Raw genomic sequence first — 12,476 nt, 5'->3', positions numbered from 1 at the left:
CACTTCATTATTAGTATTATAAAGTAACTATTCTGCCCCAATTTGTGTACTCATTTTTATCTCTCGATTATCGGTGATTTCTAAATTTGACAACACCACTAATTGAGGAAAGTTTGGTCTTAGAAATTGTGAAAGCATAGGTCTTAATGAATGGTTCACTAATAACACTGGTGGTGCACCGATAGCTTCTTGTTGATGAATGGCTTGTTTAATTTGCTCGACAATGTGTTCGGCTAGCCCTGGTTCAACATTGCTGGTATTTTGGAGTGCTTGTAATAACAAACGTTCTAAATTGATATTTAATCCTATTACATTGATTGGCTCAGATCCAGGAAACCATTGTTGTGTGATGACTCTTCCTAAAGCAATTCTTACCATACTTAGTAGCTGATAAGCATCATTTTGGGTTGGTGCGTACTCACAGATGGTTTCAATAATGGTACGCATATCACGGATTGACACTTTTTCAGCGATCAAGTTTTGCAATATTTTATGAAATGTGGTTAGTGTAACAACACCAGGAATAAAGTCCTCCACTAATTTCGGCATATCTTGTTTTATTCTGTCGAGCAGTTCTTGAGTTTCTAAACGTCCTAATAAGTCGCTAGCAAATTGCTGTAATAAATGATTAAAATGAGTAGCAATCATGGTGCTTGTATCAACAACGGTATACCCCAATATTTGTGCATTTTCTTTATTACTTTCATCTATCCATATCGCTGGTAATCCAAAGGCAGGTTCGGTTGTTGGAATGCCCTCAATGGTTTCAGTTACATTACCGGGATTGATCGCTAACCATTTATTATTAACAATTTCACCTTTGCCAATTTCACCACCTTTTATAAATATCTTATATTGATAAGGTGCTAATGAAAGATTATCTCTTATATGAACTTGAGGTGGTAAAAAACCCTGTGTTTGAGCAAATTTTTTGCGTAAACTACGAATTCGCCCTAACAACTCACCATTTTGAGTTTGATCTACCATGGGAATTAACCCATAACCAACTTCCATTGCCAATATATCTTCAATATTAACATCTGACCATGTTGCTTCTATATTAGCTGGCGTGGTTGCTTGTACATTAGCTTGTTTGGGTGCTACTTTTTGTTCAGTCTTTTTCTGTTTAGTTAGCCACCAAGATATGATTGATAAAATAACAGTAAAGAGTAGAAAAACTAAATTTGGCATACCCGGAATTAGTCCAAGTAAACCAATGACGACAGCTGTTAAAATCAATACTTGTGGATTATTAAAAAGCTGTGTAATCATTTGATCACTGATGTTATCTTGTGATGTGACTCGAGTAACAATAACGCCAGCTGCGGTTGAAATAATGAGTGATGGTATTTGTGCTACCAAACCATCACCAATAGTTAGTAAAACGTAGGTTTCGCTAGCATCAGAAAAAGCCATACCGTGTTGAACAACTCCAACTAATAACCCCCCAATAATGGTTATACCCATTATTAATAATCCCGCAATCGCATCACCGCGTACAAATTTACTGGCACCATCCATTGACCCATAAAAATCGGCTTCTTGAGAAACTTCGGCTCGGCGGGCTTTAGCTTCATCTTCACCAATTAAACCCGCATTCAGATCGGCATCAATAGCCATTTGTTTTCCGGGCATGCCATCTAACGCAAAGCGTGCGCCCACTTCAGCTATTCTACCTGCTCCTTTGGTGATGACCATAAAGTTGATAATGACTAAAATAATAAATACCACAATACCAATAGCAAAATTACCACCAACTAAAAAGTGTCCAAAAGCTTCAATAACCCGCCCAGCAGCAGCACTACCGGTGTGTCCTTTTAATAAAACGACTCGCGTAGAAGCAACGTTTAACGATAATCTTAATAAAGTTGCAAATAATAAAACGGTCGGGAATGCTGCAAAATCAAGCACTCTTTTAGTAAACAATGCTACTATCAAGATGATAATTGATAATGTAATATTAAAAGTAAAAAACAGATCCAAAATAAATGCAGGTAGTGGTAATACCATCATCGAAAGAATCAATAAAATTAGCAATGGTCCAGCTAAGACTTGATAATGCCCATTTTTTAATGTATTGGTTGATAATAAATTAAGTAGTTTAGATTTAATCATAAGACTAGTTATTACCTTTATTTATTTACGGATAATGACTCAGGTATGGGTAAATTATTTGGCGCTATTGGTTTATCGCCACCATATTTATACCAATGTTTCAATTGATAAACCCACGCTAGAATTTGGGCAACCGCGGTATATAATTCGGTTGGTATTGTTTCGCCTATTTCACCATGACGGTATAAAGCACGGGCAAGTGGTGGCGCTTCTAACTGGGGGATATTATGTTCATTAGCAATTTCTTTGATGCGTAACGCAATTTTATTTGTTCCTTTCGCTAATAATTTTGGAGCAATCATTGTTTTTTCATCATATTGCAGAGCGACGGCATAATGCGTTGGGTTGGTAATAATCACATTGGCTTTAGGTACATCTTTCATCATACGGCGTCTAGCAATAGTCTGTTGCATTTGACGAATGCGCCCTTTGATTTGTGGGTTTCCCTCTTGTTCTTTAAATTCATCTTTAATTTCTTGTTTTGACATTTTCAGTTTCTTTAAATTACTCCATATTTGATAGAAAATATCAAAACCAACCATGGGTATTAAAGATATAACACTAAAAATTCCACAAAGAATCACTAGCTGTATTGCTTTAGTTAATGCGCTATTTAAATGCATATTGGGTAAAGAAAGCATGTGGGGAAAATGGTGCATTACAAACAATGTTGAAGCTATAGAAATAAAAATAACTTTAAGTATGCTTTTTAGTAATTCAGAAAAAACTCTAATACTAAATATTCTACCAAATCCAGATATCGGATTTAGTTTTTGAAAATTAGGCTTAATTGATTGAAGGCTAAATAGTAAACCGCCGACACAAAGTGGTGCAAATATAGCAACGATAACTAGACCAAAAAAAATGGGTACAATTGCCCAAAAACCATCGGTTAATAAGTTAACTAAATTGAAGACGATTAACTTATCATCCTCTATTTTATACGAAAACTTCATTGCTGTTTTAATGATCGTAGTTAACTGGTTAACTAAGTGTGATCCCATTAATCCAAATAAAATAATACCTATTAACAAAATTAATAACGAAGTTAATTCACGAGAACGAGGGATCTGCCCTTTTTCTCTAGCTTTTTTTATTTTGCTATCGGTGGGGTGTTCGCTTTTATCTAGATCACTATCGTCAGCCATGATGAAGTTAAATAAAACGCTATAGTTTAATAAAGATTTACAATACTAACAGTATGAACTAATTACTACTGGGTTGTTGGCTTAATAAGAGGGCATTTTAGGGGGTATTTATGGCGTTTACCGTCAATAAATATTAATTATTTAAACTTTGGCTCGTTTTGACGAAATAATTTCAGTTTGTTGATAGCCACTATTAGTATAAACAGCAGGACTTTTAATACTTTTAAGATAGTTGATTGATTGCTGGGTTAGATTTATGCGGTTTTGAATGATTAGCCCATTATGACGATTTATATCTGCTAATAATTTTGTTGTATCAGTAATTGATAGCCAAAGAGCTTCGATTGTAGGATTTTCTTTATAGGGTGGTTGAATATTAAATTGTTCACTTAGTTTTATGCGTTCTTCATCCAGTAGCTTTAGTTGAATTAGTAATTGGCTTTTTTTGTTAATAGTTTCACTTAACTGGTTTGTTGAACTATTTTCAATTAATATTTTTTGCTCTGATTGTAGAATTTCTGAAATTGTTTGTAACATCTCAGCTATTTTATTTAGGATGCCATTAAGTGCTAACATTTTTTATCCTTATAATTCTGTCTTATTTTTAAAAATCTTCTAGTAATTGTTTAATTAATTTATCTGCAATTTTATGTGTATCAATAACCAATGTTCCGTTGGATATGGACTGTTTTATTTTTTCAATTTTTTCTACATCGATATCTTTGTTGGTTGAATGTAAAAGGTGTATTGAATTTTGATTTATACTCACGTTAGTACTTACATTAGTACTGTTTTTAGTTTGTACAGATGCATTGTGAGTATTTTGTTGTTCGTTAATTACATCGCGGCTTACTAGCCCTGTTATAGCTATAACGGATTTAGTTGCATCTATAGTCATAAAATACCTTTAATCAAATTTAAGATTTAAGTGATTTGTATAATTTTATTATCGGCAATAATAAAAAAATCATTAATATTATTTATTGAAAATTATTACACCTTGGTGAGTTAACGTGCCTTCAACAATTTTATCAGAATTTAGTTTAACTTTTATTTTATCGTTTAATATAGCATTGTTAAGTGTTTTGCCATTAGTTGTTATCTCATAACCTTCTCCATTTATTATTACTTTAATTATTTGTCCTGCTTTCACCTGCCAATTTTTTTGAAGCATTGTTGTTTTTATTGGTTCACCCAAATTGATATTTCGTAAAGCTATATGATTAATTGCGTCAACTCCATTCAAAATAACAGTCGAAGGTAGTTTATCCAACCAACCTGATTGTATCTGTATATAATCTTCGTTGATTACCGTCCCTGCACTTATTGCTTGTTTAGCTACAATATAGTTCCCTTTGACAGCAACATTAATCTGGATAAATTTTTTTTTATTATTGCATTGGGCACTGATAGTCATGTTGCCCCACTGTTTTTTTTTATTTAATAAAGAGAGTGTTGGAGTCTTACAATTTAATTGTGGTTTAGCAGTAAGATAAGTAATTAAAATGTCGTCCGCTTTATGACCAAATTGCTGTGATATTAAATTGTTAATCTGTTTATCAAGCGAATTTGCTAAAACATTATTCCAACTAAATAGTATAAAAATAGCGAGTATCAATTTTGCGATTTTAATCATGCTTATTTATTCTAAATTATTCATAAGCTGATTTTACTTTATGATTGCAAGAAATGAATCTTGAAATAAGGGCAATTTTTATCGTTATTTGCGCAATAACTTTTTTTTTATTCGCTTAAAATTCTAATTATCAAAAAAAATGAGATGATTTTATGTTTGATAAATTAGATACATGGGTTAATTTTCATCAGCAAGCATTAAATATACGTGAAATACGACAAAATATATTAGCTGCAAATATTGCAAATAGCGATACGCCTAACTATCAGGCTCGAGATATTGATTTTAATGCTGAGTTAAGCAAAGCACTTAACAATCAGAATAAGATTAATAACGTTGGGCTTAATATCACTTCAAATCATCATATTCAGATAAAAGCACCAATCATGACAAATCATGATGTACTTTATCGTATACCTTATCAGGCTGCGGCAGATGGTAATACGGTCGAGATGGATCAAGAACGTACAGCTTTTATTGATAATAGTATTCACTACCAAAGTAATTTAACGTTTTTAGGTGAAAAATTTAAAAATATTATGGCGGTATTACAGCAAGGATAATCATGATGAGTTTTTCTATTTTTGCAATTTCAGGCTCGGCATTATTGGCACAAACACAACGAATGAATGTAAGTGCTAGTAATTTAGCTAACGCAGACAGTATTACCAGTACTTCAGGCAAAGCTTATCGAGCTAAGCAGGTTATTTTTCAAGTGGATGATAATGGTGAACTTAATCCAATTGCTGGGGTTAAAGTGTCGCAAGTTATTGAAGATCCTTCACCGATGAATTTGGTTTATGAACCTAATCATCCATTGGCCGATGCTAAAGGATATATTCAAAAACCTAATGTTGATGTAGTTGCCGAAATGGTTAATACCATTTCAGCATCACGAAATTATCAAGCAAATATAGAAGTAATTAATACCGCCAAAAATTTAATGTTAAAAACACTGGCATTAGGGCAATAAAAAGGAGTGGTTGATGGGTATAGCTAATGTTCTTGTTTCAGAATCATCGGGGATAACAAAACCTCAAACGACACAAAAAACGGCATCTGATGGTAACTCAAGTAAAGAATTACAAGATAATTTCTTAACGTTATTAATTGCACAAATGAAGAACCAAGATCCAACTAATCCAATGGATAATAGTCAGCTAACATCACAGCTGGCTCAAATCAATACGTTAGCAGGTATAGAACGTCTTAATACAACGTTAGGAATGGTTTCTGGTCAGATTGATGATAGTTTATCAGTCAATGCCAGTAATATGATTGGCAAGGGAGTGATGGTTCCTGGCAATAAAATTTTAGTTGCAACCTCAGAATCTGAAAGTTCAGACTCAAAAGAAGAAACCGTTACCACACCATTTGGTTTTGAGCTGGTACATGAAGCTGACTCAGTAATTATTACTATTCAAGATGAAAATGGCAATGTAGTTCGTGAAGTTGATTTAGGCGCAATTCCAGCAGGCGTTAGTTCTTTCACTTGGGATGGTGTGCTAAATGATGGGACGAATGCACTAGATGGTAGTTATACTTTTTCAGTTAATGCAAGTTATGACGGGAAAAAAGTATCATCAACATCATTATCTTATTCAGTAGTATATGGTGTTATCAATAGTAAAGTTAATAATAAAGTATTACTTGATTTAGGAATACTTGGTTCAATTAGTATTGACGAAGTACGTCAAATTCTTTAAAGGAGATAAAGTTCAGATGGGATTTTCTCAAGCAGTGAGTGGTATGAATGCTGCATCAAAGCAATTAGATGTTATTGGGAATAATATTGCCAATTCAGCAACAGTAGGATTTAAGAGTGCTAGTATCTCATTTGCTGATATCTATGCTGGCTCAAAAGTTGGTATGGGGGTTAAAGTGGCTGCGATTATGCAAAACTTTAATGATGGGATAGCTACAACAACCAACAATAGTTTAGATGTGGCTATTTCTGGCAATGGATTTTTCCGTTTAGTGGATAGTAATGGGCAAGCCTATTATACCCGCAATGGACAGTTTCAATTAGATTCCGAACGAAATATTATTTCTGCTGATGGTCTTTATCTGACTGGCTATCTTGCAACCGGAACTCCACCTCAAGTGCAGCAAGGTGCAGCTCCAGGTACATTAAAAATTTCGCAAGAAATGCTAAATGCATCAGCGACAACCAAGGCTTCTTTGCAAACAAACTTAAATTCCAATAGTAAAGTTCCGGCAAAACAACCTGTCAATGCTCTTGATGCTGATACATTTAATTATTCTACGACCATTACTACTTATGACTCGCTTGGTAATCAACGCAATATTCAGCTCTTTTACGTTAAAACCGCTGATAACCAATGGGATGTTCATTATCTTGACAGCAGTGATCCTAATGGAAGTTTGCAAAAAGCGGGAGAAATGGAGTTTGATTCTTCTGGTAAATTGATTAGTGATCCCGAAATGACCATCGATATTAATGGGATAAATGGATCTGCTGATAATAGCTTTACTTTATCATTAGCCAAAAGTTCTCAACAAAATATGGGAAAAGAATTAGGTAGCATTAAAACACCTGTTGTGAATGGATATGCTCCTGGAGATTTGGTTGGGTATAGTATTAATGATGATGGTTCTATTTATGGTGTCTATTCTAACCAACAAACAATGTTATTAGGTCAGATAGCAATGGCTGATTTTGCCAATGTTAATGGGCTAGAACCTGCTGGCAACAATAACTGGAGGACAACTATTAATTCTGGTATAGAAGTATTGGGCAGTGCAAATTCTGGTACTTTTGGTTCGTTAGCGAGCGGTGCACTAGAGTCGTCAAATGTTGATATGAGTCAGGAATTAGTGAATATGATTGTTGCTCAGCGCAATTACCAGTCTAATTCACAAACAATTAAAACGCAGGATCAAATTCTAAATACATTAGTCAATTTGCGTTAATTTAAAGGTTATTTATGGATCGTGTTATTTATACAGCAATGTCAGCAGCTAGCCAGACATTAAATCGGCAATCAATTACTACTAATAACTTAGCTAATGTATCCACAGTGGGGTTTCGTGCACAGTTAACGACGATGAAGGCAGTTCCTGTTGTGGGGCATGATACACCTACACGAACCATGGTAACAGCAACAACTCCCACTTTTGATTCAACAATGGGGGCATTTAATTACACAGGCCGAAACTTGGATGTTGCTTTAACTGAGGATCACTGGCTAGCTGTACAATTAGTTGATGGTAGCGAAGCTTATACGAGAAATGGAGCAATTCAAATTGATGAAAATGGTACTCTTAACATACAAGGTAATCCATTAATTGGTGATAATGGTGTTTTGACGGTGCCTCAACGATCTCAAATCAGTATTAGTAGTGATGGAACACTTTCCGCATTAGGTGCAGGTGATAAACCAACGACCATTGCTCAAGTAGGTAAAATAAAGAAAGTCCATCTTGAGCATAATGAAATTATACGTGGTGATGATGGTTTTTTTCGACTAACGGAAGAAACACGTAATGAACGTGGTGAGAATATGCCAGACAATCCAAAAGCTAAGCTTATGTCAGGTGTATTAGAAGGGAGTAATGTGAACCCTGTTACGGCTATGGTTGATTTAATTAGTCATGCTCGCCAGTTTGAAATGCAAATGAAAGAAATTATTACTGCTGATGAAAATGCACAAAAAGCAAACCAAATTTTATCTCTAACATAAATTTATTAATACATTAGATAGGAATAACAATGATTAAATCATTATGGATTGCCAAAACAGGCTTAACGGCACAACAAATGAATATGGATATTATTTCCAATAATTTAGCCAATGTTAGTACCAGTGGTTTTAAAAAACAAAGAGCGGTGTTTGAAGACTTATTATACCAAACTGTTCGCCAACCTGGAGCACAATCATCTGAGCAAACAACATTACCTTCTGGGTTACAGATTGGTACAGGAGTTCGCCCTGTTGCGACAGAACGAATTTATAGCCAAGGTAATTTAGAGGCAACTGATAACAGTAGTGATATTGCTATTAATGGGCAAGGTTTTTTCCAAGTTTTATTACCCGATGGTACACAAGCTTATACTCGTAGTGGTGCTTTTCAAGTCAATCAAAATGGTCAATTGGTGACTGCAGCAGGATACGAAATTCAACCAACAATTAGTATTCCATCCAATGCAATTAAAATGACGGTAGCGCGCGATGGTGTAGTAAATGTGACATTAGCTAATCAATCAACACAAGTCCAAGTTGGGCAACTAACTTTACATACTTTCATTAATGATGCTGGACTTGAAAGTATGGGGGAAAATCTTTACTTAGAAACCGAAAGTTCAGGTGCGCCAACGGAAAATACGCCAGGGCTAAACGGTGCAGGGCTTTTATATCAAGGTTATACCGAAACGTCTAATGTTAATGTTGCTGAAGAACTAGTGAATATGATTCAAGTTCAACGTGCTTACGAAATTAATAGCAAAGCGATATCAACCTCTGATCAAATGCTACAACGTTTAAATCAACTGTAAAGTTAACAATATGCTAAAGGTAATGAGATATTTTTATATTTTAATAGCATTTTTTATCAGTGGCTGTGCACAATTGCCTAAAAAGCCTTTAGTTGAAGGTGAAACAAGTGTTGTCCCCAAATTGCCAGACAATGTAAATACGACAGGTTCAATTTATCAAGCTGCTCAGCCTAGTAGCTATGGTTACCAACCAATGTTTGAAGATCGTCGCCCGCGTAATGTTGGCGATGTATTAACCATTGTTTTACAAGAAAATGTGAGTGCTAGTAAAAGTTCATCGATTAATGCAGGACGAAATGGTTCGGTGGATCTAGGGGTAAAAACAATACCTAAATTTCTTGATGGGTTAGTCGGTCGAGGTAAAGCTAATACTGAAATGTCTGGAAATAATGATTTTAAGGGATCAGGCGGGGCTAACGCTAAAAATACCTTTAATGGCACAATCACCGTCACGGTTCAGGATGTCATGATCAATGGTAATTTAAAAGTGATTGGTGAAAAACAGATTGCGATTAATCAAGGTACCGAGTTTATCCGTTTTTTTGGAGTAGTTAATCCAAGAACAATTAGTGGAAATAACACTGTTATCTCAACGCAAGTTGCTGACGCTCGAATTGAGTATGTTGGTAATGGATATATTGATGAAGCCCAAACGATGGGTTGGTTACAGCGCCTATTTTTAAATCTTTCCCCTTTTTAACGAGTATCATTATGTTAAAAAAATTGCGTATTTTTGTTTATTTTGTCTTTATGATGGTATTAGTGATACCAGCGAGCCATGCTGAACGTATCCGCGATTTAGTCACCATTCAAGGTGTAAGAGAAAATGCCTTGGTTGGATATGGTATTGTTGTCGGTCTTGATGGTACAGGTGATCAAACATCACAAACACCTTTTACCATTCAAAGTATTACTAACATGTTATCTCAATTAGGTATTACCGTACCGTCTGGAAGCAATATGCAATTAAAAAATGTTGCTGCTGTTATGGTTACGGCTAAATTACCTTCTTATTCTCGAGTAGGGCAACAAATTGATGTGGTGGTATCCTCACTCGGTAATGCAAAAAGTTTGCGTGGAGGTACATTGATTATGACACCACTAAAAGGTGTCGATAATCAAGTATATGCTATTGCGCAAGGTAACCTTTTTGTAGGTGGAATGGGTGCAAGTAGTAAAGGTAGCAGTGTAAGTGTGAATCAAACTGCTGGGGCAACCATACCTAATGGTGCAACCATAGAAAGAGAGCTTGCAACTCGTTTAGATGAACAAAATATTATCCATTTACACCTTAATCAATTTGATTTCACTCAAGCATTGAAAATATCTAATGCAATTAACAGGTTACAAAAAAATACTGCAGTAGCATTAGATGGTACAACGATTGCATTACATATGCCAAAAGAAAGTAGTGCACGAGTACAACTACTTTCACGAATACAAAATCTTGAAATTAGCGCTACGCCAGTTTCAGCAAAAGTTGTTATAAATACTAGAACCGGTGTTGTAGTTATGAATCAAAAGGTTAAATTAGATAATTGTGCGGTTGCACATGGTAATTTATCTGTTGTGGTAAATAACAAATTAAAGGTAAGTCAACCAAATACCCCATTAGCAGGCGGCACAACAACCGTTACACCAGATAATCAAGTTAGCGTTGCGCAAGAAGGAGGGGCTTTACACAATATATCCTCTAGTGCTGATTTAAATCATGTTATTAATTCGCTAAATGTATTAGGTGCTAATCCTACAGAATTAATGTCAATACTTGAAGCGCTAAAAACAGCTGGTTGTTTACATGCTTCCTTAGAAACTATCTAAAAAAAGACTTTATGAATAATAAAATTGGACAATCTTTGAATCGCTTCGCTTATGATTTTTCGGATATTAATCAATTAAAGCGAAATGCAGTTAATGGCTCTGCTGAAGGTATCAAACAAGTTGCTCAGCAGTTTGAGTCATTATTTATTAATATGATGATGCAAAGTATGCGAAAGGCTGTACCTGAAAGTGGTTTATTTAGTCAGTCTGCTACACAACTATTTACTTCAATGTTTGACCAACAAATTACACAGCAAGCAGCGGGTAAAGGGTTTGGATTAGCAGATATGCTTATTAAACAGTTAACTAATAAAGTTTCACCATCAATTAATGTTAACCTACAATCTAATACCAACAATAATACTCAGCAAAATCTCCAATTAGCTCAATCCTTATTTAGTAATGCATCGCCTAATTTATCGCCTGAAGCACTAGGGCAAATACTATATCGTAACCATAATGCTAACAAAGCAGCTGAAATTAAATATAACGAAGCAATATTAAAAACACAACTTGATAATGTAAACGAAGATTATATCACAAAATTTGTTATGGAATGGCTAGAGCCAGCTAGGCAAGCTGCTAAAAAATCTGGTATTCCGTATGAGGTTATTATTGCGCAAGCAGCACTAGAGACTGGGTGGGGGCAAAAGCAAATTAAAACCGCTAATAATCAATCAAGCCACAATTATTTTGGTGTCAAAGCAACATCGTCATGGAATGGCAATTCAACTCGTTTAACCACACATGAATTTGTTAATAATAAAATGATGAAAATTGAAGATAATTTTAGAGTCTATAATAGTAAACATCATGCATTAACCGACTATCTCAATTTATTAACTAAAAGTCCCCGTTATCATGCAGTTATTAAAGCCCCTGATGCCAGAACAGCTGCTAAAGAATTACAAGCTGCACATTACGCAACTGATCCAAATTATAGTGATAAGCTTATTCAAATCATTGGTCGTATTGAAAAAATTGCAAAAAATAATCAGTTAACAACTGTATCAGGATTTAGGAAAATTGCATTTAATTAATAATAGAATTACTCGGTTTGAATACAATGCTCAATACTTTGTTAGTAAAAATATTATAAAATTAATTTTAAAAACAAATAATTATGAATTAAATAAGAAATCAATCAATAAAAAAACGTTCAGGTAGAGTATTGATTTTATTCAGTTTTTATAATTAAGCGTCTCTCGCTTAAACTGATGGTTTATATTGCATAATGACA

General features: G+C 34.6%; 14 protein-coding genes. 9 read left to right on the top strand and 5 right to left on the bottom strand.

Going from position 1 to position 12,476, the window contains the following annotated elements; genetic code table 11:
- Positions 1-27 precede the first annotated feature (27 nt).
- The 5 genes from flhA to flgA form a co-directional block, all read right to left on the bottom strand.
- Positions 28-2,115 (bottom strand): flagellar biosynthesis protein FlhA, encoded by a 2,088-nt coding sequence (gene flhA, locus ACGH49_RS03710; RefSeq protein ID WP_411588260.1) that lies wholly within the window; start codon positions 2,113-2,115, stop codon positions 28-30.
- 17 nt (positions 2,116-2,132) lie between these two features.
- Entirely contained in the window at positions 2,133-3,263 is a 1,131-nt protein-coding gene (flhB, locus tag ACGH49_RS03705) for a flagellar biosynthesis protein FlhB (protein ID WP_065590606.1), read from the bottom strand.
- A gap of 141 nt (positions 3,264-3,404) precedes the next feature.
- The gene (locus tag ACGH49_RS03700; RefSeq protein ID WP_411588259.1) at positions 3,405-3,839 is read right to left on the bottom strand and encodes a flagella synthesis protein FlgN; all 435 of its coding nucleotides are present in this window, start codon (positions 3,837-3,839) and stop codon (positions 3,405-3,407) included.
- A gap of 28 nt (positions 3,840-3,867) precedes the next feature.
- On the bottom strand, positions 3,868-4,161 hold the full coding sequence (gene flgM, locus ACGH49_RS03695; protein ID WP_296299956.1) for a flagellar biosynthesis anti-sigma factor FlgM: 294 nt from the start codon (positions 4,159-4,161) through the stop codon (positions 3,868-3,870).
- A gap of 78 nt (positions 4,162-4,239) precedes the next feature.
- A complete protein-coding gene (flgA, locus tag ACGH49_RS03690) occupies positions 4,240-4,899 on the bottom strand; it encodes a flagellar basal body P-ring formation chaperone FlgA (RefSeq protein ID WP_411588258.1) in 660 nt (219 codons plus the stop codon).
- A gap of 152 nt (positions 4,900-5,051) precedes the next feature.
- Between flgA and flgB the strand changes: the two genes are divergently transcribed.
- From flgB to flgJ, 9 genes are read left to right on the top strand one after another with little or no spacing between them, the layout of a single operon-like run.
- On the top strand, positions 5,052-5,462 hold the full coding sequence (gene flgB, locus ACGH49_RS03685) for a flagellar basal body rod protein FlgB (RefSeq protein ID WP_034909444.1): 411 nt from the start codon (positions 5,052-5,054) through the stop codon (positions 5,460-5,462).
- Between the two features lie 2 nt (positions 5,463-5,464).
- A complete protein-coding gene (gene flgC, locus ACGH49_RS03680; RefSeq protein ID WP_411588257.1) occupies positions 5,465-5,872 on the top strand; it encodes a flagellar basal body rod protein FlgC in 408 nt (135 codons plus the stop codon).
- Positions 5,873-5,885: 13 nt separating this feature from the next.
- A complete protein-coding gene (locus ACGH49_RS03675; protein ID WP_034909450.1) occupies positions 5,886-6,605 on the top strand; it encodes a flagellar hook assembly protein FlgD in 720 nt (239 codons plus the stop codon).
- A 16-nt stretch (positions 6,606-6,621) separates the two neighbouring features.
- The gene (flgE, locus tag ACGH49_RS03670) at positions 6,622-7,833 is read left to right on the top strand and encodes a flagellar hook protein FlgE (RefSeq protein WP_411588256.1); all 1,212 of its coding nucleotides are present in this window, start codon (positions 6,622-6,624) and stop codon (positions 7,831-7,833) included.
- A gap of 14 nt (positions 7,834-7,847) precedes the next feature.
- On the top strand, positions 7,848-8,603 hold the full coding sequence (locus tag ACGH49_RS03665; protein ID WP_296207774.1) for a flagellar basal body rod protein FlgF: 756 nt from the start codon (positions 7,848-7,850) through the stop codon (positions 8,601-8,603).
- Positions 8,604-8,632: 29 nt separating this feature from the next.
- A complete protein-coding gene (gene flgG, locus ACGH49_RS03660) occupies positions 8,633-9,415 on the top strand; it encodes a flagellar basal-body rod protein FlgG (RefSeq protein WP_065605857.1) in 783 nt (260 codons plus the stop codon).
- A gap of 22 nt (positions 9,416-9,437) precedes the next feature.
- Positions 9,438-10,115, top strand: a complete 678-nt coding sequence (locus ACGH49_RS03655; RefSeq protein ID WP_411588254.1) for a flagellar basal body L-ring protein FlgH — start codon at positions 9,438-9,440, stop codon at positions 10,113-10,115.
- 11 nt (positions 10,116-10,126) lie between these two features.
- On the top strand, positions 10,127-11,236 hold the full coding sequence (locus ACGH49_RS03650; protein ID WP_065590614.1) for a flagellar basal body P-ring protein FlgI: 1,110 nt from the start codon (positions 10,127-10,129) through the stop codon (positions 11,234-11,236).
- 11 nt (positions 11,237-11,247) lie between these two features.
- Complete coding sequence (flgJ, locus tag ACGH49_RS03645) at positions 11,248-12,276, top strand: flagellar assembly peptidoglycan hydrolase FlgJ (RefSeq protein WP_411588253.1); 1,029 nt, start codon at positions 11,248-11,250, stop codon at positions 12,274-12,276.
- Positions 12,277-12,476 lie beyond the last annotated feature (200 nt).

This window comes from Gilliamella sp. BG7 (assembly GCF_046635565.1).
Lineage (GTDB): Bacteria > Pseudomonadota > Gammaproteobacteria > Enterobacterales > Orbaceae > Gilliamella > Gilliamella apicola_P.
The sequence above is the reverse complement of the archived record's forward strand: the minus strand, read 5'-3'. Positions and strand labels throughout refer to the sequence as shown.

Excerpts from the sequence above, each read along its gene's own strand:
- flhA (WP_411588260.1), bottom strand. The coding sequence starts at position 2,115 with ATGATTAAATCTAAACTACTTAATTTATTATCAACCAATACATTAAAA.
- flhB (WP_065590606.1), bottom strand. The coding sequence starts at position 3,263 with ATGGCTGACGATAGTGATCTAGATAAAAGCGAACACCCCACCGATAGC.
- ACGH49_RS03700 (WP_411588259.1), bottom strand. The coding sequence starts at position 3,839 with ATGTTAGCACTTAATGGCATCCTAAATAAAATAGCTGAGATGTTACAA.
- flgM (WP_296299956.1), bottom strand. The coding sequence starts at position 4,161 with ATGACTATAGATGCAACTAAATCCGTTATAGCTATAACAGGGCTAGTA.
- flgA (WP_411588258.1), bottom strand. The coding sequence starts at position 4,899 with ATGATTAAAATCGCAAAATTGATACTCGCTATTTTTATACTATTTAGT.
- flgB (WP_034909444.1), top strand. The coding sequence starts at position 5,052 with ATGTTTGATAAATTAGATACATGGGTTAATTTTCATCAGCAAGCATTA.
- flgC (WP_411588257.1), top strand. The coding sequence starts at position 5,465 with ATGATGAGTTTTTCTATTTTTGCAATTTCAGGCTCGGCATTATTGGCA.
- ACGH49_RS03675 (WP_034909450.1), top strand. The coding sequence starts at position 5,886 with ATGGGTATAGCTAATGTTCTTGTTTCAGAATCATCGGGGATAACAAAA.
- flgE (WP_411588256.1), top strand. The coding sequence starts at position 6,622 with ATGGGATTTTCTCAAGCAGTGAGTGGTATGAATGCTGCATCAAAGCAA.
- ACGH49_RS03665 (WP_296207774.1), top strand. The coding sequence starts at position 7,848 with ATGGATCGTGTTATTTATACAGCAATGTCAGCAGCTAGCCAGACATTA.
- flgG (WP_065605857.1), top strand. The coding sequence starts at position 8,633 with ATGATTAAATCATTATGGATTGCCAAAACAGGCTTAACGGCACAACAA.
- ACGH49_RS03655 (WP_411588254.1), top strand. The coding sequence starts at position 9,438 with ATGAGATATTTTTATATTTTAATAGCATTTTTTATCAGTGGCTGTGCA.
- ACGH49_RS03650 (WP_065590614.1), top strand. The coding sequence starts at position 10,127 with ATGTTAAAAAAATTGCGTATTTTTGTTTATTTTGTCTTTATGATGGTA.
- flgJ (WP_411588253.1), top strand. The coding sequence starts at position 11,248 with ATGAATAATAAAATTGGACAATCTTTGAATCGCTTCGCTTATGATTTT.